Origin of the sequence: Aureispira anguillae, assembly GCF_026000115.1 — a bacterium.
Taxonomy (GTDB): domain Bacteria; phylum Bacteroidota; class Bacteroidia; order Chitinophagales; family Saprospiraceae; genus Aureispira; species Aureispira anguillae.
The window spans coordinates 3778478-3803260 of the sequence record NZ_AP026867.1 but is presented as its reverse complement, the minus strand read 5'-3'; the positions used below and the strand labels follow the sequence as shown (position 1 = coordinate 3803260).

Below are 24783 nucleotides of genomic sequence, written 5' to 3'. Positions count from 1 at the left end.
TTAATTGTTAGTGCTACATAAAAAAACATTTGGTCTCATTGCCAAATGTTTTTTTATGTAAAGTTTTTTCTATAAAGGCTAGTGAGCTGTTGCTACTTCTTATAGTTTTCTATGGTTTGGATAACCTTTTGGAGCGATAAATTAAGTGCATCTGCAATATCTTTTGGACTCACTCCAATTTTAAAAAAGCCGATTATTGCGTCCTGTTGGGTTTTTTCAATGCCTTCCTTTCGACCCTTTTCAAGACCCTCTTTTCGACCTTTCTTTAATAAGTCCTCTGCGTCAGCCATTTTGGTATGTTGCTCACTAGCAATATCTCTAAGCCTTTTTAAGAAATAGTTATATTCTCTTCGATCTTGGTCGGAGAGTTTCATTTCATCTAATTTTTCTTTAGCTTCTACTAGCCCCTGAGCAGTAAACCCCTCTTGAACTTTTCCATTTTTTAGGAAATAGATCCATTCGTCTAATTTGTCTTGAACGGCATCATTAAATTTACTTACTTTTAGCAACCAATATTCAGGAAAAATTTCATAAACTTCTTCTTTTTGATAAAGATCTTTTTGCTTTTCTGCTAAATTTAGAACATCACCATAATGAACCCCTTTAAATTGATGGGTCCCATGATAAATATAATCTTTTCCCTGTCCTAGATCAAAGTATGCGATGGTAATAGAAATAATTTTCTTGACTTTAGCATAAGCTTCCCCTCTATTAATATATTCCGTAATAATTTTAGAAGTACCATATAAGATTCTATGAAAATAATCGTATTCTTTACTGTTTTGAACTTCAATAATCACTAATTCTTCATTGGAGTTCTCCACTAATATGTCAACTCGATTATGCCTATCATTTTCTGTTTCTTTATTACTTTCGCTTTCTAAAATTTGTTTGATGGTAATATTTTCGGACAAAAGTTCACTTAAGAAACCTTCCAAAATATCAAAATTTGCCTTATTTCTTAGCAATTTTTTAATAGCCCAATCAAATCGTATTAGTTCTTTTGTTTTTTTCATATTACAAATATATGAAACTTTTGTTTTAAATGCCACTTTTGTTGAAACAATTTGTTTTTGTATTTTTATGGAACATTATGATTACCAATTGGGTAGCGATGTTTATGTCTTTCTGTCGAGCCAAATAATACGTCCAGCAATTAAGATTAAAATAAGAATGGCTAAACCTGCTTGCCAAAATAAGGGAGACATAGCTTGGTTATTGGTGTTGATATTTGGTTGACCTCTATATTGCGGTAAATATTTTTTATCTAGTTCAGTAGAGGCTAATGCTGGGTGGAAATTCTGTTGAAAAATTGCTTCGTCAAACTCATACTTTTTAAAATGAGGCATTAATTGATTTAAAGCAGCAAGAGTATTAAGTTGATCATTAGGATCGTAATAAATAGCAATTTTATAGGCAATAAAAGCATCTTTAATGGACAAGGTTATCGAAAAATAATCAGCTAATTCTTTCATGATATTAGCCACCAATAAGTTGGGTGTCTGAAGATAGGGAATGCGTTTTTGCATTTGTGTACCAATATGCCAGAGTGTATCAAATTGATTTTGGTAGATCTTATAACGCATAAGCCGAAGACTATCTTGTTGATGATTATTGTCATTTAAAGTTAAGCCATTGTTATAAAAACTAGTGTCCCAATTCAAATTTAAGACTTTGTTTTCTAGCAGCCAATTGGGGTTCTTATTTAAAGAGCGTTTAGCAGCTATAATTTTTAGATTTACCCACGCACTCTTTTGAGTACTATCTGTTGATAGATCTAGTGCTTTTCGGATATAGTGCTCTGCTGAATCTAAGTCTCCTTTTAATTCATGAGTAGCCCCTAAGTTAGCAGCAATTTTATATTCTTGCGGATGTTGTTGATGAAGCCATTGCAGTATATCCAATGCTTTCTCTGTTTCGCCTAATTGTGTTAAATAAACAGCAGCATCAGATAAATCTTGAAAAGGGTAACTATTGGGCTGGTTTAGGTCAAAATGTGCAACAAATTGTTGAGCAAATGATGTATTAAAAGTATAAGTAATGGTGGGAATGTTTCTTGGGCTATTTTCGTTATTATTTTGCGGGGTGATATTGTACAGGTTATGAGCAAGTACGGGAGCAATAATAATGCTGTTCAGAAATAGGATAAAAACAGAAACTCTCATTTTTTGTATTACTTAAGGAACATGGAAGACGTTCTACAAGATAAAAAAAGAGCTTGATTATGTATAAATAAACTTGATTTTCAGAATTAGATCGGTCGAATTTTAACATTTCTTAAACAACTTTATCACTAAGAAATTTAATACCCCAATTCTTGACGGCGTTTAACATTGCTAAAACGCTGCGTTTTTTTGTTATTGATGTATCTAGCAGAATCAATGGGATGAGGAACCGAATCCGTTTTTAATTGTAAGATAAGAATGGAAGAATCGCAGCGTATAATTTGCTCTTTTTCAAAAGTTTTTATAACCTTGGTGTATCGAATAATAGAAGGCGTTAATAGGGTAGAGTAACTAGTAATTTCCTGTGCATCAGTTTTTTGATAAGTTGCTAATGGAAAGGGATCAGCACAACAAGCGAAACTACCTTTTTCAGTGTTTTTGGCGACACGACCAAATGCGTCTCGTACTAAAAAAATAGGTAAAATCTTGAATGAATGGTTGACCGAATCTACTTCAATCAGTGTTATAAAATCATAGGTGTAACCATTTTTTACTTCCAAGAGTTCTTTTTCTCTAAGCGTCAAATAACGGGGATGTTCACCATCTAAACTTTTGCTAAAGGGGCGTTCAATGGAATAAAAATACCGTAGTTTTTGCTCTTTGTTTGGGGCATAATCTTTTGAATTCTGAAAAAAAGCAGCATATTCAACGGGACTCAATTGGTGGTAATTGGTGAACCCTGTTTTTATGCTAGGAAAAATCTGTAAGGTTTTGCGATCGTGATAAGGAAAACGCCATTTATTGGCCTCAAAATCATAAGCTGCTTTTATACCCTCTATATTTCCATTAATAGGGGGAACTTCTTCTTGCGAATGACGACTAACAGCTATTTGTTGTTCTTTGGGAATGGTTAAATGGTCGCCTCTGCGGATTTGATTATTTTTTTTATGGTTGGCTTTTTTGACTGCTTCTACCTCAACATCATAGATTTGACAAATTCCCCAAAGGCTTTTGTCACTGTTAGAAACGACATGGACAATGTACTTACCATTTTTTGGGATTTTTAGCTTTTCGCCTGCCCTAATAATAGTGCTTTTCTTATGATTTAACGCCATCAATTCTTCTACCGAAATTTTATATTTTAGTCCAATTTGGTATAGGTTTTTGTCTTTTTTTTGTACGGTATGAATGACAAAATCGGGATCTTTAGGAGTTTGTTTGGGAATTTTTAGAATTTCTCCAGTTTGAATCTGATTATCTTTTTTTTGATTCAATGCCTTTAGCTCATTAATAGAAACACCATGTTTTTGGCTAATATTCCAAAGGCTATGGTCATCATTGGTAACGGTGTAATTAAAATAGGGAGTAAGTGCTTGCGCAAGCCCTAGAATTGAAAAAAAAATAAAGGACAGTGTAATTAATATGGATTTAATCATTGTTATTGGTTTTGTTCATAGAAGGATGGGGGCGTTTCTATAAGTGCCAATTTTTAAGGGATTTAATGGTTTTTTACTGTCGCATGAATCTTAAGCAAAATAATGAGGGCGTTATTTTGCTTAAGATTCATGCGACGATATACCCAAAGGTAAAAAACAGGTTAAGGAGTTTCTATTGCATACGGTTTATTTACCAAGCAGGTTTTATTTACTGAGAGATTGCTTGATAAATGCCATCCCATAGTGCAATTCGTTGTTTTAATGCTTGAATCGCCACAATTGTTACTTCTTCCCATTTTTTATTGTCTTGCCCACAGAGTTCTGAGATCATTTTGAGCGAAAGCGGTCCATGCTCATCTCCATCCAGTTCGATATGTCTCTGTAGATAATAGGTTAATTTGTGATAAGAAACGGCATCATCTTTATTTTCGGCCTTTTTTATAATTTCCAAAAACATATCGGGAATTAGATCTTCACGACCAAAGGTAAAGGCAGAAGCAATGAGGTGTGGCTTATTGGAGGCAATGGTGTTAAAGGTAAAATTAATAAAATCTTTAACGGATGATTTGACGTTTAATTGGTCGGCAGCAGTTGAAACAGCGTTTTGTTGACGAATTAAGTGTATAAACTGCTGAATACAATCCGTATTAGCTCCTATTTGTTCCATTGCTTCAAGGTACATGTCAAAATGACTTTTAGGAATTCCTACTTCATTTAAATCACTTTCTTCGCCCAATACAATCTCATTGATAAATCTAGTCAATGCAGAATTTTTATTAGGAAGCCAAGGGGTATTCAAACAAGTTAAATGTTGTTGCAATGATTTTAGTAAAGACATAAAATCCCAAACAGCAAAGACATGATCTTCCATAAATAATTTGATATCATCAATGCTTTTTAGTGCTTGGTATAATTCATGATGGATAAGTTGTTGTCTGAAAGGTGCTATTTGTTGCTGTATATTTTCTATTGGATTCATACGTTATCGTATACTTTATATTGCCAATTAAATTTAATGATTAGAACGATAAAAATACAAAAAAGCTTGCCCAAAATGGAACACTAGAGAACTCTTCATGGATTTTAGTTTGAGAAATGAAAGTGCTGCTTAATAGCTAAAAAATTAGGAGCTTCATTATCAAAGGTTTTAGTCTTTTTGTGAAGCTATCTTCATAAACCTTAACATAATAAATATGGCATCTTATGATAGATAGAATATCTTTGTTGTTATAACCCTTATTTAATTAAAATAATTATGCACCTTTTATTTTTTCTTTTATTCCCCTTTTTACTATCTGCGCAAATAACAACCGATGAAACAGAAGCAATCCAATTAGCAAAAGAAGGAGAAAAGCCTATTTTGTTGGTTTTTTCTGGTTCTGATTGGTGTCAGCCCTGCATTCGTTTTGACAAAAATATATTACAAAACGATGATTTTAAGACGTATATTCAAGAAAAATTAGTTGTTTTAAAATGTGATTTTCCACAACGTCTTCCATTGACTGCCAAAACGATTCAACAAAATGAGCGATTGGCTGAACAGTTTAATCCTAATGGTGAGTTTCCCAGCTTAGTTTTATTAAATACTGAATTTAAAAAAATAACTAAATTAGGTTATACAGGGCAATCCGTCGATCAATTTAAAAAAGAAATAGAGGCAGTACTTCCTGCCAAAACAACCTATAAGGAATACCGAAAAAAAGTACCTTTGATGGGCAGCTTTTTCGAGTTTATTTTGGTGGCACCTACCCAAAGAGAAACCGAAACTTGGCAGTTAATTAACGATTGTATTGCAGAGGGAAAGCGGATAGAACAACTAATTTCAGAATGGATTCCAAGTTCAGATATTAGTCGAATCAATCAATCGGCGGGGCAGGATGCAGTGACTGTTCAAGCGGAAGTGTATCAACTGTTGCAGCGTAGTTTGATGCTCAGTGAACTCACACAAGGAGCGTTTGATATTACTTTTTTAGCTTATTATGAATATTGGAAATTTGATAAAACGCAGGTTTTTCCTTTTGATTCTGCAAAAATTCAAGATTTAGCGCAATATGTAGATTATCGCCAGGTATTATTGTTACCCGACAATCGGGTTCAATTGCCCTCCAATACTAAAATTGGTTTAGGAGGAATTGGGCAAGGTTATGCTGTGGATCAAATTAAACAATTATTATTAAAAAAGGGAATAGAGAATTTTGTGATTAATTCGAGTGGTGATATTTATGCACAAGGCAATCGATTGGACGGCAGTGCTTGGCGAGTAGGCATTGCAAGCCCAAGCAATAAAGACGAAATTGTTCAATGGTTACCTGTTGAGAATTTTGCGGTAGTTACCTCTGGGACTTCAGAGAAAAATTTTGAATATCAAAATACCATTTATAGCCATATTATTAACCCAAAAACAGGGTTTCCAGTAGAGGGGATACAATCGGCAACGGTAATTAGCGAATTTACAGAAGTAGCAGATGCACTAGCCACTAGCATTTTAGTTTTGGGGACAGAAATCGGCTTGGATTTGATTAACCAAATGCCCAAAACACATTGTGTTATTATTGATCGCAATCAAAATATACATTATTCAAATGATTTGGAAATTAAGAACTAATCTATTCGTTTGCTTACATTTATTGGCTTGTATTTTTATGCTACTCATGACAGGTGCTTGCACGGTAGTTAAACCTTATCAAAGAGCCTATTTAGAAGATCGAGATATGCAATTTAAGCAAAATTTGCCTGAAAAATTTGAGCAAAATGTTCACGCTTATCGAGAGGGAGCAGCAGGAGGAGGTATGGGCAAAAGCAGTGGTAGTTGTGGTTGTAATTAAACCTTTTGAAAAAATGAAATGGACTTTAATACTATTGTTGTTCGCCCAATTTGGTCTGGCTCAATCAGAAGATAGCAGTTTTCAAAAAAAATCGTTGACAACCTTAGAGGTAACAACTTTTTTTTCCTTTTATAATCAAGAAGGAACGCACTCTGCGGTAACAGGTGGGGAAGGGGATGAACACTTGCAAGTATACCATACTGGAGCTAATATTGCTTATGGAATTGATGCTAGCCTGATTATTTTTAATGCGGGGGTTGATGTTATTGCATCGCCTTCTACAGACAAAATTGATTTTATCAAATCTTCTGCTTCAGGGCACGATAATCATGTTCATGCGAAGGCGGGTTATCAATACCATTTCAAAAAACAGAACATCAGATTGGGGCTGGCTTATCTATGGAGTATTGAATCGGATTATTGGTCAAATGGAATTAGTACGTGGGGAGGATGGACTAGCCCAAAGAAAACAAGTTCTATTGCTTGGGCTTTCGATTTCTTTTTTGACGATTTGCGTTGGGGGCGATTGAGCAAGGCACAAGGCAATAAACCAACTCAATTGATCTATCCTGCCGAATTGAGGCATATAGATTGGTTTGATATTTATCATCGAAACTCTTATAATTTTAATATTAATTTTCGACAAGACATTAATCGACGTTTGCGGGTAAATGTATCATTGGGGGCAACTTATCAAGAGGGCTTGCTTTCTACGCCATTTCACAGAGTTTATTTTAGTGACAGTAATATAAGAAAGGTCGAAAATTTGCCACAGCAACGCATTCGTTTGCCCTTGAGTATTGCAGCAAATTGGTTCATGGGCAAATCCATTGTTTGGCAACCTTCTTATCGCATCTACTGGGACAATTTTGGCATTTTTGCGCATACTATCAATCTACAGACCGCAATAAAACCTAATAATAAGTGGTCTTTTTATCCCTTTGTTAGGGCTTATTACCAAACGGGATCGCCTTATTTTGCTCCTTACAAAGAACACTTAAGTTCGGCTTTATTTTATACCTCCGATTATGATTTCTCCACACTGGGAACGTTCAAAGCTGGGTTGGGAATAGGATGGTTTCCCGATTTTAGATTGGGGAAAAAATCAAAACTATACGTTAACAATATTGTGATTCGTTATGCCTTTTTGTACCGCACAGATGGCTTGTCTGCACACATGATTAGTTTGCAAATGGGGGTGAAGAAATAATTATTAGCATTTGTTGTTAAAATTTGATTGATGTAGTATTAATGGTAAAACTCTTTGGGGTATTCAACCATTCCATTGACGCCTTCTAGTCCATTGGCAACCAATTCGATGACCATGCAATTTTCTTTAGGGGCATCAAACGGCAGTTTTATACCAAATTTTGCAGTTGGCTGATAACCAAATCGAGGATAATAATCTTTGTGTCCTAATAAAATAATGGATTTAAAACCTAGCACCTTTGCTTTTTTGTGCGCTTCTTTTATCAGTTCTCCTCCTATGCCTTGACCTTGGAATTTAGGCAGGACAGAGACTGGTGCCAATGCCAAAGAGCCATACGTATTGATGGCATTTTTTATTTCAATTTTAGTCAAAAGAATGTGCCCAGCTAGTTCACCGCCAATCGTTGCAACCAATGATAATTCAGGGATGAAAGCCTTCGATTTTCGTAAGTTGGCAACAAGAAATTGTTCACGGTGATCGCTGTATACTTCGTCAGCAAATGCTTCTTGAATTAAAGCAAAAACAGATGCATAATCAGACTCTACCTCTTGTCGAATAATAAGATTCATAACTAAAATTTTAAAATGATTTAGGGCGCTAAAACTACTCAAATTAATTAGTAAACTATTGTTTTTTATCAAAATTCATAATGACATAAACAGTCTTATGGAAATATAGAGTTGCCAAAGAACTAAAAAAAGTAACCCCAGAACTTGCTGAGATTACTTTATAGGGTAGGGTTCTCTATTTATTTTAATAAAGCCTATTTAAATACTAGCTGTGTAAGTAAACTTTAACTTCATAATCCAGTATATAATGTCTTTTGTCTTCACCATTTTTATCCTCTACAGGTTGTAATAACTGAGCATAATCACCATTTTCCCAATCTGGAGTTACGACATTATCCAATTCTACCAAAAGGGTCTCCATGCCAACTGCTCTTCTACTAAAATGAAACTTATGATCATTGCAGTATTTACCAATAAATTGGCAGGCTTCATGGCTAAAGGCAGTGATCACAGGAGTCATCGGATCATCTTCATTGGAAGGAAGTGCTTTGAACAGCATGGTAACAACATCAAAAACAAAATCTTTATATTTTTTCAGTGTAATTGCTTCCCCAAAATCCCACATTAATTCGATCCAATCTTTGAACGTATTTTCAAAACGATCTGTTCCAATAGGTGCACTGTCTTTTTCATAGCCTCTTGTCACAAAACCCACTGCTTTGCCAGGTTCACAAAGAACAGGCTCATAGCTGTAGTTAATATCCCAAGAAGCATCATTGGGCTTATCATAAGCATCTCCTCTTTCTGGGTATTCTGTCAATGCTTGGGTTTGGCTAATATTTTCACCTGTTGCATAGCCACTTACATGATCAAAAAACCATTCTCTATGACCATCTAATCCTCCATCATCTTCAGCATGAGCTTCTCGGATTCTTTTTAGCGTTAAGATCACTTCGAATGTCTTGTCGTCATCTGGAGTAATTCCTGTGTGCAAGAATGAAATCATAGCACAATCTTTCATGTTGCCATTGTATGCCGTCTCAAATAGCGCTTCACAATTATCTGGTGTACTGTCCTTAAAATCATAATCGTTTTTTGCAAATATTTCTTCTCCTCGTCCTTTAGATGCCCAAGTTCCACGAGAGGTGCCATTAGGTAAATCGTCTGTCATAAAAACAGTTTCTGTTACTTGCGTAAAAAAAGCACGTAAAGTATTCTCGTTAAGGTGTTGGCTTTTTTCAGTAGAAGTACTTTGTTTTTCAATGATCTGTTTCATAATAATTTGGATTTTTTAATTAATTATTTTATTTATTTATATGTGTAAGAGTAAAAAAAATCAATGTAAGTGGTAAAGTGAATGATTTGCTTTATAGTAGGGGAAACAGTTATTTGAATAATAATTTCTTTGCAAGTATATTATAAAATTAAATATATGGTTTGTGTCCTTGTTACAATTGTTTGACAAATGGTAACATATTGCATAAATAGCGATTTATGCTAGGGGACTGAGTAGTTTGATATTTCAGTTAATGGTATATTTTTAATAAAAAAAAGCTGTTGGAGAAATCCAACAGCTTCATTTTTAATTTACAATATGTCGTAAAGTTGATTGTTTATACTTCATGATCAACCAAACTAGTTACCACATAATATCTAGGATCATCGATAGATGTTTCAATAATAGATTCAAATTTAGGATTCGCCTTTAACAGCAATGTTTTACATTCAGGACTCAAGTGGGTCAATTTGATTTGTTTACCCAAGTCAAGGTATTTATTAGCAATGCTACGAATGGCTTCAATGCCAGAATGATCGTTTACCTTAGACTCAATAAAGTCAATTTCAATGTTTTTAGGATCATTTTTAGCATCAAATTTTGCTGTAAAGTTCTGAACAGAGCCAAAGAACAAAGGTCCCCAAATTTCATATACTTTAGTTCCATCTTCTTTGATGCGTTTTCTTGCACGGATCATAATGGCATTTTTCCACGCAAAAACCAGTGCTGACATAATTACCCCAGCGATTACGGCAACGGCTAAATCTTCTACCACTGTAATGGAAGAAACAGCGATTAATACAACGGCATCTGCCAAAGGAATTTTGTGTAAAATTCTAAAACTACTCCAAGCAAAGGTGCCAATGACAACCATAAACATAACCCCAACTAATGCAGCAATTGGAATTTGTTCAATTAGTGGTGCTCCAAACAAAACGAAGCAGAGCAAAGCAATAGCCGCAGTTATGCCAGACAAACGACCACTACCACCAGATTCTACGTTGATGATGGATTGCCCAATCATTGCACAGCCACCCATTCCTCCAAATAAACCATTCAAAATATTAGCACCACCTTGCGCTACACATTCTCTATTTCCACTACCACGACTCTCTGTAATATCATCAATTAAATTTAAGGTCATCAAGGATTCAATCAAACCAATTGCAGCCAATACTGCAGCCATTTTTACAATAAAAAACCAATGACCATCTAAGGTGCTAAATAGTTCAAAAATTTGAAATTGAAACGTTGGCAAAGACCCCTCTAAGCCATCTCCACCTCCATCACGAATAAAAGAACCTACCGTGCTCACATCTAAGTTTCCAAAAATAGTAATAGCAGCAACAACAATAATTGCAACTAGAGCAGAAGGTACTTTCTCCGTTAATTTAGGCAACAAGTACATGATCGTCATCGTTAATCCAACCAATCCTAACATAATCAACATGTCAGAACCTTGTAGCCATTGTGTTTTTCCATCAATTGTTTCTTTGAACATCCCCAATTGTGCTAAAAAAATAACAATTGCCAATCCATTTACAAAACCCATCATCACAGGATGCGGAATGAGTCGGACAAACTTACCGAGTTTAAGAAAACCAGCTATAATTTGAAAAGTTCCAACCAATAATAAGGTAATAAATAGCCATTGCAAGCCTAAGTCTTCGATTGGAGTATCTAAGTTGATTCCAATCTCATTTCCTTTTTTGACAATAAAAACCATAACAACAGCCATAGCGCCAGTAGCACCCGAAATCATTCCTGGGCGACCACCAAAAATAGCGGTGATAAGTCCCATCATAAAGGCACCATATAGACCAACTAGTGGGTCAACTCCTGCTACAAAAGAAAAAGCAACCGCTTCGGGAACAAGAGCGAGGGCAACAGTTAGACCTGATAAAATATCATTCTTGGGGTTACGAGTGAGTTTTCGTAAAAAACTTTTCATGAATGTTAAATTTATTAATGGTTTACACTTCCTGATTTATTGGATAATTTTTGGAATTGTGTAAGAATTGAAAAAACAGTGTTTGCTTTAAAAAAGGTGCGAAGATAGTGTTTTAGTTGAGAGTTTTAAGTGGCTTTGCATTAAAGAATTACTATTATTTGTTAAATAATTTGCTGAAATGCTTGGAGATAGTGCAGCGGAACAAGGCACATAACAAAAGCCTTATACTCTTTGATATGTATAAGGCTTTTGCTTGTAGTTGGTTATGTTGGGTGAGGGATGGTAAAAGGGGCTAAGGAAGCATATCAAATATACTCCAAAATAAAATCTACGTTTTTTCTACTACTAAAACATAATAATCAAAAAAGAAGGCCTTCGTTTTGTGAATGGTTTTCAGAATTTTACCACCACGGTTGGTTAGCATGGTTTCATATTCTGCCAAATCGTATTGATGGGGGTGGAGTATATCGCCAGGTATAGCTCGGAATAAATGCTTGAAAAAACTATGATTATGCGCATCAATGGACACAATGAGTGTGCCTCCTTTTTTGGTCGCATCAAAGAGCTGTTCCCAACATTGATCCAAATCGGAAACATGATTAATGGCGTTTAAGCAAAAAACATAATCATAGGGCTGTTTGGGGGCGAAGTGTTCTAAAGGACTAGCGATAAAATTAACGGTAGGATAGTCTATCGTTTTAAAATGACTTAGCTTTTTTTCATAACGATCCAATAGGGGGTCAACAGCGTCTACCTTTTGTTGTTCTAAAATGGTAAAGATGCCCGCAGGACCACAGCCTGCATCCAAACAACTAGCCTGTGCAGGAATTTTTAATTGGCAATCTTTTAGAAAAGTTGCCCAATACTTCTTTTTCCAATCGAGGTATTCTGCTTTGTTTTTTTTGTTCAAATACCCTTGCCACCAGCGTATTTCTGCGGCTTGAGCGATCTTCCAGCGTAGTTTCATTGATGCTAATTCATTTATTTTTGAAAAAAAAATACTAAAAATAGACCTTTACGAAAAAATATATTAAATTTGCGCCATATTTATTTAGTAAAACTATAAAAAAAAATCTCATGAAAAAATTAGTATTATCTTGCGCTGTAGCAATTACTGCTGCTATGTCTTTCTCTTCTTGTACAAAAAACACTTGTTATACTTGTGAATTATCTGCATCTTCAATTAGTACAGATATTTGCGATGACAAAATCACTGTAACTACTAATGGTACTGCAGCGGCTAGTACAGACATTCCTGGTGGAGTATCTGTTGAGGATTACAAAAAGACGTTAGAACTTGCAGGATACACTTGTACCGCTAAATAATTAAAGATTTTTTTAAATCTTGTTAAAAAAACGCTACAATCAAAAATTGTAGCGTTTTTTTATTTGACTAAAGGTTGATTACCCTATCTTACGAATCAATGCCCCTGCATTTGCTAAAACATCTTCTGTTTTAGCAAAACAAAAACGCACTACTTTATTATCCAAATTATCGTGATAAAAAACAGATAATGGAATGACTGCAACGCCATACTCTATTGTCATGCGCTTGGCAAATTCGGTGTCTGGTTCATCACTAATCGCAGAATAATCGGCAACTTGAAAATAGGTACCAGCACTTGGTGTAAATTGAAAGGGACTGTCTTGTATTTTATCTAAGAAAAAATCTCGCTTTTGCTGAAAGAATTGTGGCAAACCTAAATAACTTTGCTCATCTTCCAAATAATCTGCAATAGCATACTGCATAGGAGTATTGGAAGAAAAAACGTCAAATTGATGTACTTTTCTAAACTCTTTCATCAATGCTTTATCCGCTACAATATAGCCAAGTTTCCAACCCGTAGCATGCAGCGTTTTTCCAAAAGAATAAACGGCTAAACTTCGTTGGCGCAAAGCAGGGTAACTTAAAATAGAGCAATGTTTTTTTCCATCGTAAATCATATGCTCATACACCTCATCACTCAAAATTAATATATTGCTATTTTCGACGAGTTGTTGTAATGCTTGATAATCGGAGTCTTCTAAAATACTTCCTGAAGGATTGTGAGGGGTGTTTAAGATAATCATGCGAGTTTTGGAGGTAATCAATTGTCCAAATTCTTCCCAGTTTATCTTCCAGTCGGGGGCTTTGATTTGATAAGGGACAACTTTCCCACCTGCCAATTGTATGCTCGGTTGATAGCAATCATAGGCTGGCTCTACAATAATTACTTCATCGTTGGGGTGTATAAAGGCATGAATTGTACTAAAAATAGCCTGAGTTGCACCAGATGTAATATTAATCTCAGTATAGGGATCATAGGAAACCTGATATAAACCATGGATTTTGGCAGCTAGGCGTTCTACCAAAATAGGTACTCCAGTCATAGGGCAATATTGATTGAAGCCTTTTTGGACGTAGTGACTGACCAGATTCTTGAGGCGTTCATCACAATCAAAATTAGGAAAGCCTTGGGACAAATTAATGGCTTTGTGCTTATTGGCTAAAGCCGACATGACAGAAAATATAGTTGTTCCCAAATTGGGGAGTTTAGATGATATATTCATAGCAAAATATTTACGCATGGATAATTAGTATGCCGTAACACAAATTATGGATGATTTTAGATGAGCTTCAATGAAAACTACAGCCTGATAGCAGCGTTATCAAGGCGAAAATTTGAAAAAAAAGATCGCTAAAAGACTCAATTAAAAAGTATTTAGAAATTTTTGTTATCGTGTAATTAGCCCAAAGTAGAATTTTTGGACAGATTTTCAGTAAGTTTATAACGAAAAAAAATAAATTCCTACAATAGTAAACAAAATTACTACTAAAAGCACAGCGTAGCTACCATGAGGTGGCAACATAACTAATCGTATTCAACCATACAATAACGTCAACAATTAAGAATTAAATGCAAGTCAAAGCCAGTCTAATTAATCAATTACTAGGAGGAGAATTAGTGGGGAACCCTGATGTATTGGTCAGTAAACCCGCCAAAATAGAAGCAGGAGAGCCTGGAGCTATTAGCTTTTTAGGGAACCTAAAATATGAATCGTATGTCTATACTTGTCAATCTTCCGTTATTCTAGTCGCCAAAGATTTTGAGCCCAAACAAAACATAACAGCGACCTTAATAAAGGTAGCCGATGTTTATGCCAGTTTGGGGATCTTGATGCAGTATTTTAGTGAGGCAATGGAGGCTCAGCAACAAAAAGAAATTTCTAAACAGGCGTATATTCATGAGCAGGCAACGGTTGGAGAAGGGGCAAGAGTTGATGCTTTTGCCTATATTGAAAAAGGAGCTAAGATTGGAAAAAATGCAGTGATCTATCCACATGTTTATATTGGAGAGGATGTTGTTATTGGAGATGATGTTACCTTGCACTCTGGGGTGAAAATTTATAGAGGTTGTCAATTGGGCAATCAGGTGACCGTTCATGCTAATGCTGTTATTGGTAGTGATGGTTTTGGATTTGCACCACAAGCAGATGGCTCTTATCAAAAGATTCCTCAATTGGGAATTGTTATATTGGGAGATCGTGTTGATGTTGGAGCAAATACAGTGATAGATCGTGCAACAATGGACGCTACTATTATTGAAGAGGGCGTAAAGTTGGATAATTTGATTCAGGTAGCTCATAATGTTCGAGTGGGAAAAAACACCGTGCTGGCTTCTCAAGTAGGCGTTGCAGGGAGTACACAAATTGGTGAGAATTGTATGGTAGGAGGACAAGTAGGTTTTGCAGGACATCTAAAAATTGCCAATGGGACTAAAATACAGGCACAAAGTGGTTTGGCTCAATCTGTCAAGCAAGAAAATACAGCCATTTGGGGCTCGCCTGCTATTGATTACAAGCGTTATTATAGGTGTGCTATTGTCTTTAAAAATTTGCCAGATCTCCAAAAACAGGTTGATCAAATCCAAAAGCAATTGAACAACTTAACTAAAAAAGGTTAGCTTATTTTTACATAAAAATTGATCTCGATTATAATGGCTTGGAAAATAGGTTATCTTTGTGTCGGTTATTAAGCCTATCATTGTAAAATAGATGCATTTAGAGCATTAAATTGCCCTATTAAATCGCATTCAAGTACTTCTTTAGCTTACTTTTAAAAGAAGTGTTTTTTGGTGGCGGCTAAAAAAAAAGTAGTAACTATTGATTGTTTATAAATGAGTGCCTAAAAAACAAAAAAACTCAAAACAATCCACATAATTTGCCTTAGGGATCGCCCTTTTGGTAAGTGCCTACAAAATTTTATACTACTGATAAAGAAGTCTAGCCTGTTATAGACTTTGTGCTAAAAACATAGATTCATTCAAGTAATCTATTCGTGCTAAAGAATAACCTTAAACTAAATTGAACCTAGAATATTTTATATATTGAAATCATATTATCTAACAATCTTTTAAGCTTCATAGAGTTATGAAACAAGCGACGTTAAAGCAATCTATTGAAATAGAAGGTAAAGGATTGCATACAGGTAAACACACCACACTATCTTTGCATCCTGCCGCTGCGAATCATGGCATAAAATTTCGTAGAATTGATATAGAAAATCAACCCATTATAAAAGCAGACGCTAATCATGTAGTAGCGACCCAGCGATGTACCGTTCTGGGAGCGAAGGAGGTGACTGTAGCTACTGTTGAACATTTGTTGGCAGCCCTCAAAGGTACAGGCATTTGCAATGTACTGATTGATATTGATGGGGAAGAGGTGCCAATTTTGGATGGTTCTGCTTTACCCTTTGTAGAAAAAATATTAGCAGTAGGCATTGATGAACAAGATGCTGAACAAAATTATTTGGATGTTTCAGAGCCCATCTACTGGAAAGATGACGAATCGGGTGCTGAATATACTATTTTGCCCTCAGAAAAATTTGAGGTTACAACCCTTATCGATTTTGATTCGTCTGTAATAGGAAAGCAATATGCAAATTTGGATAATTTAGAAGATTTTGCAACAGAAATTGCTCCCAACCGAACTTTTGTATTCTTGCACGAATTGTCAGAATTAGCAGAGGCAGGACTGGTTAAAGGCGGCGAATTGGACAATGCGCTCGTTTTTGTAGATAGTGTTCCTAAAAATGGAGAACTGGCTCTTTTGGCAGAAAAGCTAAATGTTACTACAGAAATAGAGGTTAAGCAAGAGGGAATTTTGAATACCACAGAATTGCGGTTCCAAAATGAGGCAGCTCGCCATAAATTATTAGATGTAGTTGGTGATTTGGCATTAACAGGGCTCGATTTGAGAGTTAAGATTATTGCTAAAAAACCAGGACACGCTGCTAATACTAAATTGGCAAAAGAACTATTAAGCACTTATAAGACGTCTCGCAAATTGCGAGGTATACCCAAATACGATCCAAATAAGAAACCTGTTAATGATATTAATGAAATAACAAAAAAGCTTCAGCATCGGTTTCCTTTTTTGTTGATTGACAAAATTATAGAACTAACTGATAAGCATGTGGTAGGGGTGAAGAATGTAACCATGAATGAACCTTTCTTTCCTGGGCACTTTCCGAACAACCCAGTTATGCCAGGTGTTTTACAGATAGAAGCTATGGCTCAAACGGGTGGTATTTTGGTTATGGAAAATGTGGAGAATCCTCATGAATGGGATACTTTCTTTTTGCGCATCAAAAATGCCCTTTTTAGGCACCCTGTTTTGCCAGGTGATACCATTCTCTTCAAAATGGAGCTGATTAGCCCTATTCGAAGAGGTTTGTGTGAAATGACTGGCAAAGCTTATGTTGGCAACAAATTAGTATGCGAGGCAGAACTATTAGCGCAAATTATTAGACGATAAAACGAATGGAAGAAAACGTTATGCAACCTTCTTATCCGCACGCAGCTGTTCATCCCAACGCTCGTATTGGTAAAAATGTTAAAATTGGCCCTTGGGTAACTATTGAAGCAGATGTAGTCATTGGTGATGATACTACTATTGGTGCAAATGTCTGTATCATGTCTGGTACTAGAATTGGGAAAAATTGTCAAATTTTTCCAGGAGCAATAGTAGGAGCTATTCCCCAAGATTTGAAATACAGCGGTGAAGATACAACATTAGAAATTGGCGACAATGTCATCATTAGGGAGTATTGTACCCTTAATAGAGGAACTAGAGCCAATTATAAAACTGTAATTGGGAATAACTGCCTTTTGATGGCTTATGTTCATGTTGCTCATGATTGTGTTATTGGAGAACATTGTATTCTCGCCAATAATGCAACCCTAGCAGGACATGTAGAAATTGAGGAGCACGTTATTTTAGGCGGAATGACTGCTGTTCACCAATTTGTTCAAATTGGAGCACATGCTTTAATTGGTGGTGGGACACTACTGAATAAGGATGTTCCTCCTTATGTACGAATTTCTCGTTACCCTGCTTCTTATATTGGGGTCAATACGGTTGGATTGCGTCGACAGGGATTTGCATCGAATGCCATTCGAAACATTCAAGATATTTATCACCAATTGTTTGTTGAGCATCGCAATATCTCTAAAGGTATTAAGTTTATTGAAGAACATATAGAGGACAGCCAAGAGCGTCAGCGTATTATTGGTTTTACAAGAGCCTCTAAGAATGGACTCATTAAGGGGCTAAGCAATAAACGCAAAAATGATAGCCCTCAACTTTAAACTGAACAGTTGATAACGTTTTATCAAGTCTAAGATAATATAGGAAGCAGCTAAACTGTATCAAAACAGTTTGGCTGCTTCTGTTGTAATCAGAATAGCAGAAATAGGAATGAATTTACAGTTAACAAATGTCGGAAAACGGTATCGTTTTGAATGGATTTTTAGAGCGCTTACTTATGAGTTTCAAATGGGAACGGGGTATGCTATTTTGGGCAATAATGGTTCTGGAAAATCGACTTTGATGCAGGTGCTTTCAGGGCATTTGTCTCCTTCTAAGGGAAAGCTCAGTTTTTCCAAGGATAACGTTGCTATTTCTATTGATAATGCCTATAAGAATCTAAGTTTTGCAGCACCTTATATTGAACTAATTGAGGACTTCACCTTAAAGGAAGCGATTGACTTTCATTGGAAATTTAAACCGATGAAATGTAGCCAGCAGGAACTTATTGAACGACTTGATTATCCAAAATCTGCTCAAAAAAAAGCAATTAAGTTTTTCTCTTCTGGAATGCAACAGCGTTTGAAGTTAGCGTTGGCTATTTGTTCTGATACCTCTCTTTTGTTGTTGGATGAGCCAACAATTACGTTGGATAGAAAAGCAGTGGCTTGGTATCTAGCGTTATTAAGAGATTATGCCTATCATCCCAACCGATTAACAATTATCGCTTCTAATGTAGAAGAAGATTTTCAGGGATGTACGGAACGATTGAATATTCTAGATTATAAAAAACGAGCATCAAAATCGTCTGTTGTTTAGTTTTTTGTACAGGAAAGTTAGCCCAAACTTCCCAAAACTACAATAAGCAACCAAGCCAACAAACACATCAAGCCTTTATGCTCTACAAAAAAGGCGAACCCTAAAGTTCCTACGATTATATAATTATACTGCTGGGTGATAAAATCATAAGAATAACTTGTTATACTTGTTGTTGTATTGGTCGTTCGCCAATATAGAGTGAAATTTAGAAAAACTCCTATCCAAGCCAATCCCATTATTATGCGGTTGTGTTTTCTGAAATATTCATAATAATCTAAATAGGCAAACTTATCTTTTCTATCCAACGAATTACTATTGGGAAAAAGAATTAGCCCTATTAAGTAATAAATAGATGGGCTTAGCAGTAACAACATTGGGTGCTTTACCAATTCTATTCGTGCTTGGATATAATACTGGTTGAATAACAATAGAAAGACAATCGACCAAAGTATAGGAACGATTCTATAAATACTATATTGGCGTAGTTGGATAATTTCTCCCCATTTCTGAACATAAAGAAGGATCGTTAAGCCCACTAAGATGGCATGAAGGAAATAAAAATAATTGGACGGATTCATGTTTGGTTAATAATTCGTATGCTGTTAAGTTGGATTGGCAAATGAGGGAAGTAGCGCAAAAGTAAAAAAACTTATTGCAATGCGTTAAATGTTCAAGTTATGAAATAAATCCACACAGGTATTCTTTCTTCCACAGCACTTTTTTAATCAAAAGTTTAGGACAACTGACATAGGGTTGTCATCTAGACCCTTTACTTTTGTTGGGCAAACTATTCATTCATAACAAATCCTAAAAAATAAGATGAAGCACGAGTGGAGAAAAAAAGAAAAAGCGGTTTATATGCCTAAACCTAAGCCTGAATGGATCAATATCCCAAGTTATCAATTTATTACCATAGAAGGGGAGGGCAACCCTAATAGTGATTTTTTTGCAGATTGTATTGCTGTCTTATACTCGCTTTCGTATGCTATAAAAATGACCCTTAAAAAACAAGACACTTCCCCAAAAGGGTATGGTGATTATACGGTTTACCCATTGGAAGGAGTCTGGGATCTTAATGAAACAGCAAAGGAAAATTTTAAAGGAAAAATTAACAAAGATGATCTGGTCTTTAAATTGATGATTAGACAACCAGACTTTGTTGATAGGACGTTTTTTGAAGAAATGCGTGTGTTGACAAAAGAAAAAAAGCCACATCGATTATTAGACCAAGTAAAGTTTGAACAAATTACAGAGGGAGAATGTGTACAAATGTTGCATGTTGGAAGCTATGATGATGAGCCAAAGAGTTTTAAAGAGATGGAAGCGTTTACCCAAGAAAAAGAATGGATTAGATCATCCAAAAAACATCGAGAAATCTACCTGTCTGATTTTAGAAAAGTAGCCCCAGAAAAGTTAAAAACAGTATTGAGGTTTCAAGTAAAATAAGGACTCATTAGTGTTTTAATTGTATGGTTAGCCAACGATTTTTGGAGCATTAAAGAACAACAAATATTAACCCCCAAAAAAGAAAAAGATTGGATTATATAGATACTTTGGAGTTAGAATTGATTAGAAATGCCAATGCTAAAGTTGCTCAACAACAAAAAGCGTATATGCGAGGTCAATTTGATTATTATGGAATAAAAGCAACCCAACGAAAAGAGCTTCAGAAACCCTTTTTGATAAAGGCATTCTTGCCCGATAAAAGCGAATTAGAAAGGATGGTCAAAATACTTTGGAAGAAGCCTCAAAGGGAATTTCAATACTTTGCGCAAGAATTAGCCTTTAGGTATGTAAAACAACCAGCTCTTGAAGACATTCAACTGTATGAATTTATGGTGAAGCATAAATCTTGGTGGGACACGGTGGATTTTATCGCAAACAAGTTGATGGGAGCCTACTTTAAGCATTATCCAGCGCAACGAGAACCTTATGTCAACAAATGGCTTGCCTCCAATAATATATGGTTGCAGCGCTCTGCCTTGTTGTTTCAATTAAAATATAAAAAAGATTTAGATCGGGCATTATTGAGTGCTACCATTCACCCCTTGTTAGGTTCCAATGAATTTTTTATCAACAAAGCAATTGGGTGGGTGCTAAGAGAATATAGTCGAGTGAATCCAGAATGGGTAATTGAGTTTAGCAACAAAACAACTCTGAGCCCTTTGAGCAAAAAAGAAGCCTTGCGCTTGATCCCACAAGGAAATTTATAACTTAACCGCCAGATTTTTCTCGAATCTTTTTGTACCATTTTACGCCCATTCCTAATGCAATGCCAAAAAGGACTAGACCACCCAATGCATACATAAACTCTAAGGCATTTTTATAAACGGCTAATAAAACAATAGCTGCTAAAAAAAGTGTTGTTACTTCATTGTATAAGCGGAATTGGGTAGAAGTCATGACTTTTTCCCCTTTTTCGAGTCGCTTCATAATGCCTTTGCTGTAATGATGGTAACCAACAAGCAGTAAGATTAAGCCAAATTTCCAATGCATCCAAATATTAAATGTCCACCAAGTCCAACCTCTAAGAAACAGCATCGTGAAACCGCCTATAAAGGTCAAAAATAAGGCAGGTGTCATAATAATATGGTACAATCTACGCTCCATAATTCCCATCTGTTCCATAAGAATAGAGCGTTTAGGCTCCTCCAAATCCATTGCTTCTGTATGATAAATAAATAGCCGAGGCAAATAAAAAAGGGCTGCAAACCAGCTTACAAAACCAATGATGTGCAGTGCTTTGAAAAAGAAAAATGTATTTGGACTTTTTATAATTTCGTCTAGATAGATCATGCTGTACTTCGATTATTGGTGGTGATAAGGTTGATTTCTTAAGATCGTCATAGCTCTATACAATTGTTCTAAGACAAATAGACGTACCATTTGATGCGAAAAGGTCATTTTAGAGAGCGAAATCTTGGCATTGGCACGTTGATATACTGCTGGTGAAAAACCATAAGCCCCGCCAATAACAAAGATAATTCGTTTATGACTTTGTTGTAGCATATTCTCCATATAGGTTGCAAATTTGAGCGAGGTAAATTCTTTACCTCCTTCGTCTAGCAAAATCAACCAATCTCCTTTGTCTAATTTTTTTAGCAAGAGTGTGCCTTCTTTGGTTTTGAGCTGTTCCTTCGAAAGATTTTTAGCATTTTTGACATCAGGAATCGTATGATATTCAAAAGGAAGATAGTGTTTTAGACGTTTTTCATAAATAGCTGTTCCCTCTTTTAAGTAGGGAAAAGAAGTATTGCCAATGACCCATAATTCTGCTTTCATCGAACTTGGTTTAAGTTTTATAGTGCGCTTTTGAAGTTCCAAAATTACATATTTTGACGAGTATATTTTAGTTAGATTTAAAATATTATAAGTAGATGGACAAAATTAGTAGTTTAAAAATTGGAGTATATTTTTTTCGCTAACGACTTGCAAAACGTAACTTTAGCGGGCTAACTAAGCCTGCGACTTCACGCAGCGAAGCAAGTAAAGCGAGGCTTTTCAAGGAAGCTTAGCGGACAAAAGATGCTCACCACGCAGTCTCAGCACAGCTAATTGATCTCACGAGCACTGCGAGTAATTTAATGTTAATTATTTTTATCCATCTACTTACTTAGTTCTATGATAAAGTCTATTGCTTTTGGTTGGGGAATTCAGGGAGCAGTTCATGTCGATCTGTGGATTTAAATGAAAAAACTGGTAAGAATATTGTTATTAAAAAGATTGTGAATAAATTAGAGTATGATTTTGCTATTAGTAATAGGGTTGATAGTCAGTTTGTTAATAAATGAAAAGTACTGAACGATTTAATTAAGATGATGAAACAAATAGTAATACTGATTGTTGGTTTAGTTTTATCCCAAGTCGCCTTTGCTCAAAAAATTAATTCCCAAAAATCAAAGATAGAGTTTGAAGTAAATAATATGGGGAAGGTTGTCAACGGAACGATCTTGAACCTGAAAGGGCTGGTTAATTTTGACAAAAACAATTTAGGCGCTTCTGGCTTTAATGCTACAGTAGCCCCTTCTACCATTCGTACAGGGAGCAGAGGTAGGGATAAGCACCTTCAAAAAAATGATTTTTTTGGCGTGGCAGTTTTTCCAGAGATAAAAATGGTTGGGAAGTCCCTAAAAAAAACAGAAACAGGATATGAAGCCTTAGCTACATTGACCATTCGAGATATTAGCAAGGAGGTAATGATCCCATTTTCGGTTATAGAAGGAAAAGAACAACTAACCTTAACGGGAAATTTTTCGCTTAAAAGAAAGGATTATCAGCTAGGAGAGAAGGTGGGAAAAGACTCGATAGGTTTGGAAGTAACCGTTCAGATTTATTGTGTGGTTGATCTTTAGACTAATCATAAGTTGTAAGCACTGAGATCGCTTCGTTCATTTAATCCGTTATGAACGAAGCGATCTTTTGCTTTAGGCATTTTAGCTTAATAGTGCAGTGCCATTCATTTCTTCAGAAGGTTCTAACTGCATCAATTGCAATAAGGTAGGAGCAACATCTGCTAATTTACCATCTTTGATTGAAACGCCTGTTACTTCATTGGCAACAAAAAAGCAAGGAACGGGATTGACCGTATGTGCCGTATGAGGAGAACCATCGTCATTAATCATATAATCAGAATTGCCATGATCTGCTATAATGATAATACCATAATCATGCTGCAATAACGTTTGAACCAAACGTTCGACACAAGTGTCCACGGTTTCTGCTGCTTTGATAGCCGCTTCAAATACTCCTGTATGTCCAACCATGTCAGCATTGGCATAATTCAAACAGATAAAATTAGGTTGATTGGCTTCTACTTCGGCTATAATAGTATCGGTAATACCAATGGCACTCATTTCGGGTTGCAAATCATACGTAGCAACTTTAGGAGAAGCGACAATTAAGCGTTTTTCTTGCTCAAACTCGGTTTCTCGACCACCAGAAAAGAAAAAAGTTACATGAGGGTATTTTTCCGTTTCAGCAATTCGAACTTGCGTTTTTCCTGCCTTGGCAAGCACTTCACCTAAGGTGTTTTTTAAGTTATCTTTTTCGAATAAAACGCCTACTTGCTCAAACGAATCATCATACCGTGTCATGGTTACATAATGAAGCGGAATGCTTTTCATGCCCTCTGTTGGAAAATCTTCTTGGGTAAGTGCGGTTGTGATTTGGCGGCAGCGATCGGTTCTAAAATTAAAACAAATGACCACATCACCTTCTTGAACCTTGGCAGAGCTACAACTTACAGGCTCTATAAATTCATCTGTAACACCATTGGCATAAGATGCTTTTAGCGCTTCAATAGGATCATCAAACTTAGTCCCTTTGCCTTCTAGCAATAAATCGTAAGCCAATTTGATGCGCTCCCAGCGTTTGTCTCTATCCATTGCATAGTATCGACCAATAATAGAGGCAACTTCAATCGGGCTATCCTCGATATGATCCAAGAGATTTTGTAGGTAAGCCAGTCCACCATTGGGAGCGGTATCTCGACCATCCATAAAGGCATGTATATAAACTTGCGACAAGCCATTTTCTTGTGTGGCATCACACAAAGCTTTTAGATGATTGATGTGAGAATGTACACCACCATCAGATAACAGCCCCATGAAATGAACTGCCTTGTTGTTGGCTTTGGCGTACTCCAATGCTTGAACTAAGATTTTATTTTCATGCAACGAATGATCTTGTGCAGCTTTGTTGATCCGCACCAATTCTTGATAAACAATTCTCCCTGCCCCAATATTTAGATGCCCCACCTCTGAATTTCCCATTTGTCCTTCAGGAAGTCCAACTTCTTCTCCATAGGTAACCAATTCAGAATTCGGATAGCGTTGATATAAGCTATTAATAAAAGGCGTTTTTGCTTGGGCTATTGCACTAACTTTTGGATTGGCTCCATGTCCCCAACCATCTAATATTAATAGTGCAGTCTGTTTGTATTTTTTTAACATGTTGTTTTCTGTCTCTTAATGATAGATTGCTGCAAAGGTATTAATATATTGTTACAGTCGGTATAATTTTT

24 protein-coding genes are annotated in these 24783 nt (G+C 35.8%); 11 read left to right on the top strand and 13 right to left on the bottom strand.

Annotation, left to right across the window (positions count from 1 at the left end; genetic code table 11):
• Positions 1-92 precede the first annotated feature (92 nt).
• The 4 genes from AsAng_RS14910 to AsAng_RS14895 form a co-directional block, all read right to left on the bottom strand.
• Positions 93-1016, bottom strand: coding sequence for an Rpn family recombination-promoting nuclease/putative transposase (locus AsAng_RS14910; protein WP_264787887.1), 924 nt, complete (start codon positions 1014-1016; stop codon positions 93-95).
• A gap of 102 nt (positions 1017-1118) precedes the next feature.
• Complete coding sequence (locus AsAng_RS14905) at positions 1119-2165, bottom strand: tetratricopeptide repeat protein (RefSeq protein WP_264787886.1); 1047 nt, start codon at positions 2163-2165, stop codon at positions 1119-1121.
• A 137-nt stretch (positions 2166-2302) separates the two neighbouring features.
• Positions 2303-3601: a LysM peptidoglycan-binding domain-containing protein gene (locus tag AsAng_RS14900; protein WP_264787885.1), complete on the bottom strand. Its 1299-nt coding sequence runs from the start codon at positions 3599-3601 to the stop codon at positions 2303-2305.
• A 208-nt stretch (positions 3602-3809) separates the two neighbouring features.
• The gene (locus tag AsAng_RS14895) at positions 3810-4580 is read right to left on the bottom strand and encodes a DUF3050 domain-containing protein (protein WP_264787884.1); all 771 of its coding nucleotides are present in this window, start codon (positions 4578-4580) and stop codon (positions 3810-3812) included.
• A 276-nt stretch (positions 4581-4856) separates the two neighbouring features.
• Here AsAng_RS14895 and AsAng_RS14890 point away from each other — a divergent pair, with 276 nt between their 5' ends.
• From AsAng_RS14890 to AsAng_RS14880, 3 genes are read left to right on the top strand one after another with little or no spacing between them, the layout of a single operon-like run.
• Positions 4857-6206, top strand: a complete 1350-nt coding sequence (locus AsAng_RS14890; protein WP_264787883.1) for an FAD:protein FMN transferase — start codon at positions 4857-4859, stop codon at positions 6204-6206.
• Positions 6184-6426: a DUF4266 domain-containing protein gene (locus tag AsAng_RS14885; RefSeq protein WP_264787882.1), complete on the top strand. Its 243-nt coding sequence runs from the start codon at positions 6184-6186 to the stop codon at positions 6424-6426. The genes AsAng_RS14890 and AsAng_RS14885 overlap by 23 nt, the downstream gene beginning before the upstream one ends.
• Before the next feature lie 13 nt (positions 6427-6439).
• Positions 6440-7636 carry a DUF3570 domain-containing protein gene (locus AsAng_RS14880; RefSeq protein WP_264787881.1) on the top strand — a complete coding sequence of 399 codons (1197 nt, stop codon included), beginning with the start codon at positions 6440-6442 and terminating at the stop codon, positions 7634-7636.
• 38 nt (positions 7637-7674) lie between these two features.
• Here AsAng_RS14880 and AsAng_RS14875 read toward each other — a convergent pair whose 3' ends face one another.
• From AsAng_RS14875 to AsAng_RS14860, 4 genes are all read right to left on the bottom strand, one after another.
• The gene (locus tag AsAng_RS14875) at positions 7675-8205 is read right to left on the bottom strand and encodes a GNAT family N-acetyltransferase (RefSeq protein WP_264787880.1); all 531 of its coding nucleotides are present in this window, start codon (positions 8203-8205) and stop codon (positions 7675-7677) included.
• 205 nt (positions 8206-8410) lie between these two features.
• On the bottom strand, positions 8411-9421 hold the full coding sequence (locus AsAng_RS14870; protein ID WP_264787879.1) for a hypothetical protein: 1011 nt from the start codon (positions 9419-9421) through the stop codon (positions 8411-8413).
• 337 nt (positions 9422-9758) lie between these two features.
• On the bottom strand, positions 9759-11372 hold the full coding sequence (locus AsAng_RS14865) for a SulP family inorganic anion transporter (RefSeq protein WP_264787878.1): 1614 nt from the start codon (positions 11370-11372) through the stop codon (positions 9759-9761).
• A gap of 328 nt (positions 11373-11700) precedes the next feature.
• Positions 11701-12339, bottom strand: a complete 639-nt coding sequence (locus AsAng_RS14860; RefSeq protein ID WP_264793576.1) for a class I SAM-dependent methyltransferase — start codon at positions 12337-12339, stop codon at positions 11701-11703.
• A gap of 110 nt (positions 12340-12449) precedes the next feature.
• Between AsAng_RS14860 and AsAng_RS14855 the strand changes: the two genes are divergently transcribed.
• Positions 12450-12698: a hypothetical protein gene (locus tag AsAng_RS14855; RefSeq protein ID WP_264793575.1), complete on the top strand. Its 249-nt coding sequence runs from the start codon at positions 12450-12452 to the stop codon at positions 12696-12698.
• Between the two features lie 78 nt (positions 12699-12776).
• Here AsAng_RS14855 and AsAng_RS14850 read toward each other — a convergent pair whose 3' ends face one another.
• Positions 12777-13922 (bottom strand): methionine aminotransferase, encoded by a 1146-nt coding sequence (locus AsAng_RS14850; RefSeq protein WP_264793574.1) that lies wholly within the window; start codon positions 13920-13922, stop codon positions 12777-12779.
• A 347-nt stretch (positions 13923-14269) separates the two neighbouring features.
• Between AsAng_RS14850 and lpxD the strand changes: the two genes are divergently transcribed.
• The 4 genes from lpxD (at position 14270) to AsAng_RS14830 (ending at position 18761) form a co-directional block, all read left to right on the top strand.
• A complete protein-coding gene (gene lpxD, locus AsAng_RS14845; RefSeq protein ID WP_264793573.1) occupies positions 14270-15316 on the top strand; it encodes a UDP-3-O-(3-hydroxymyristoyl)glucosamine N-acyltransferase in 1047 nt (348 codons plus the stop codon).
• A 466-nt stretch (positions 15317-15782) separates the two neighbouring features.
• Positions 15783-17171 (top strand): bifunctional UDP-3-O-[3-hydroxymyristoyl] N-acetylglucosamine deacetylase/3-hydroxyacyl-ACP dehydratase, encoded by a 1389-nt coding sequence (locus AsAng_RS14840; protein WP_264793572.1) that lies wholly within the window; start codon positions 15783-15785, stop codon positions 17169-17171.
• Between the two features lie 5 nt (positions 17172-17176).
• Entirely contained in the window at positions 17177-18004 is an 828-nt protein-coding gene (gene lpxA / locus AsAng_RS14835) for an acyl-ACP--UDP-N-acetylglucosamine O-acyltransferase (RefSeq protein WP_264793571.1), read from the top strand.
• A 109-nt stretch (positions 18005-18113) separates the two neighbouring features.
• Positions 18114-18761 carry an ABC transporter ATP-binding protein gene (locus AsAng_RS14830; RefSeq protein ID WP_264793570.1) on the top strand — a complete coding sequence of 216 codons (648 nt, stop codon included), beginning with the start codon at positions 18114-18116 and terminating at the stop codon, positions 18759-18761.
• 17 nt (positions 18762-18778) lie between these two features.
• Here the strand turns inward: AsAng_RS14830 and AsAng_RS14825 are convergent, their stop codons facing one another.
• On the bottom strand, positions 18779-19339 hold the full coding sequence (locus AsAng_RS14825; RefSeq protein ID WP_264793569.1) for a hypothetical protein: 561 nt from the start codon (positions 19337-19339) through the stop codon (positions 18779-18781).
• A 241-nt stretch (positions 19340-19580) separates the two neighbouring features.
• Here AsAng_RS14825 and AsAng_RS14820 point away from each other — a divergent pair, with 241 nt between their 5' ends.
• Positions 19581-20207: a GyrI-like domain-containing protein gene (locus AsAng_RS14820; RefSeq protein WP_264793568.1), complete on the top strand. Its 627-nt coding sequence runs from the start codon at positions 19581-19583 to the stop codon at positions 20205-20207.
• 89 nt (positions 20208-20296) lie between these two features.
• Positions 20297-20974: a DNA alkylation repair protein gene (locus AsAng_RS14815; RefSeq protein WP_264793567.1), complete on the top strand. Its 678-nt coding sequence runs from the start codon at positions 20297-20299 to the stop codon at positions 20972-20974.
• Between the two features lies 1 nt (position 20975).
• On the opposite strand, the gene AsAng_RS14810 is transcribed toward AsAng_RS14815, so the two are convergent.
• Both AsAng_RS14810 and rlmH read right to left on the bottom strand, forming a co-directional pair.
• Positions 20976-21557: a CopD family protein gene (locus AsAng_RS14810; RefSeq protein WP_264793566.1), complete on the bottom strand. Its 582-nt coding sequence runs from the start codon at positions 21555-21557 to the stop codon at positions 20976-20978.
• A gap of 12 nt (positions 21558-21569) precedes the next feature.
• Positions 21570-22043, bottom strand: a complete 474-nt coding sequence (rlmH, locus tag AsAng_RS14805) for a 23S rRNA (pseudouridine(1915)-N(3))-methyltransferase RlmH (protein ID WP_264793565.1) — start codon at positions 22041-22043, stop codon at positions 21570-21572.
• A gap of 533 nt (positions 22044-22576) precedes the next feature.
• Between rlmH and AsAng_RS14800 the strand changes: the two genes are divergently transcribed.
• On the top strand, positions 22577-23113 hold the full coding sequence (locus AsAng_RS14800; RefSeq protein ID WP_264793564.1) for a YceI family protein: 537 nt from the start codon (positions 22577-22579) through the stop codon (positions 23111-23113).
• 81 nt (positions 23114-23194) lie between these two features.
• Here AsAng_RS14800 and gpmI read toward each other — a convergent pair whose 3' ends face one another.
• Positions 23195-24712, bottom strand: a complete 1518-nt coding sequence (gene gpmI / locus AsAng_RS14795; protein ID WP_264793563.1) for a 2,3-bisphosphoglycerate-independent phosphoglycerate mutase — start codon at positions 24710-24712, stop codon at positions 23195-23197.
• Positions 24713-24783: the final 71 nt, after the last annotated feature.

Bases quoted from the DNA above. Each gene is read 5' to 3' on its own strand.
- AsAng_RS14910 (WP_264787887.1), bottom strand. From the start codon at position 1,016: ATGAAAAAAACAAAAGAACTAATACGATTTGATTGGGCTATTAAAAAA.
- AsAng_RS14905 (WP_264787886.1), bottom strand. From the start codon at position 2,165: ATGAGAGTTTCTGTTTTTATCCTATTTCTGAACAGCATTATTATTGCT.
- AsAng_RS14900 (WP_264787885.1), bottom strand. From the start codon at position 3,601: ATGATTAAATCCATATTAATTACACTGTCCTTTATTTTTTTTTCAATT.
- AsAng_RS14895 (WP_264787884.1), bottom strand. From the start codon at position 4,580: ATGAATCCAATAGAAAATATACAGCAACAAATAGCACCTTTCAGACAA.
- AsAng_RS14890 (WP_264787883.1), top strand. From the start codon at position 4,857: ATGCACCTTTTATTTTTTCTTTTATTCCCCTTTTTACTATCTGCGCAA.
- AsAng_RS14885 (WP_264787882.1), top strand. From the start codon at position 6,184: ATGATTTGGAAATTAAGAACTAATCTATTCGTTTGCTTACATTTATTG.
- AsAng_RS14880 (WP_264787881.1), top strand. From the start codon at position 6,440: ATGAAATGGACTTTAATACTATTGTTGTTCGCCCAATTTGGTCTGGCT.
- AsAng_RS14875 (WP_264787880.1), bottom strand. From the start codon at position 8,205: ATGAATCTTATTATTCGACAAGAGGTAGAGTCTGATTATGCATCTGTT.
- AsAng_RS14870 (WP_264787879.1), bottom strand. From the start codon at position 9,421: ATGAAACAGATCATTGAAAAACAAAGTACTTCTACTGAAAAAAGCCAA.
- AsAng_RS14865 (WP_264787878.1), bottom strand. From the start codon at position 11,372: ATGAAAAGTTTTTTACGAAAACTCACTCGTAACCCCAAGAATGATATT.
- AsAng_RS14860 (WP_264793576.1), bottom strand. From the start codon at position 12,339: ATGAAACTACGCTGGAAGATCGCTCAAGCCGCAGAAATACGCTGGTGG.
- AsAng_RS14855 (WP_264793575.1), top strand. From the start codon at position 12,450: ATGAAAAAATTAGTATTATCTTGCGCTGTAGCAATTACTGCTGCTATG.
- AsAng_RS14850 (WP_264793574.1), bottom strand. From the start codon at position 13,922: ATGAATATATCATCTAAACTCCCCAATTTGGGAACAACTATATTTTCT.
- lpxD (WP_264793573.1), top strand. From the start codon at position 14,270: ATGCAAGTCAAAGCCAGTCTAATTAATCAATTACTAGGAGGAGAATTA.
- AsAng_RS14840 (WP_264793572.1), top strand. From the start codon at position 15,783: ATGAAACAAGCGACGTTAAAGCAATCTATTGAAATAGAAGGTAAAGGA.
- lpxA (WP_264793571.1), top strand. From the start codon at position 17,177: ATGGAAGAAAACGTTATGCAACCTTCTTATCCGCACGCAGCTGTTCAT.
- AsAng_RS14830 (WP_264793570.1), top strand. From the start codon at position 18,114: ATGAATTTACAGTTAACAAATGTCGGAAAACGGTATCGTTTTGAATGG.
- AsAng_RS14825 (WP_264793569.1), bottom strand. From the start codon at position 19,339: ATGAATCCGTCCAATTATTTTTATTTCCTTCATGCCATCTTAGTGGGC.
- AsAng_RS14820 (WP_264793568.1), top strand. From the start codon at position 19,581: ATGAAGCACGAGTGGAGAAAAAAAGAAAAAGCGGTTTATATGCCTAAA.
- AsAng_RS14810 (WP_264793566.1), bottom strand. From the start codon at position 21,557: ATGATCTATCTAGACGAAATTATAAAAAGTCCAAATACATTTTTCTTT.
- rlmH (WP_264793565.1), bottom strand. From the start codon at position 22,043: ATGAAAGCAGAATTATGGGTCATTGGCAATACTTCTTTTCCCTACTTA.
- AsAng_RS14800 (WP_264793564.1), top strand. From the start codon at position 22,577: ATGATGAAACAAATAGTAATACTGATTGTTGGTTTAGTTTTATCCCAA.
- gpmI (WP_264793563.1), bottom strand. From the start codon at position 24,712: ATGTTAAAAAAATACAAACAGACTGCACTATTAATATTAGATGGTTGG.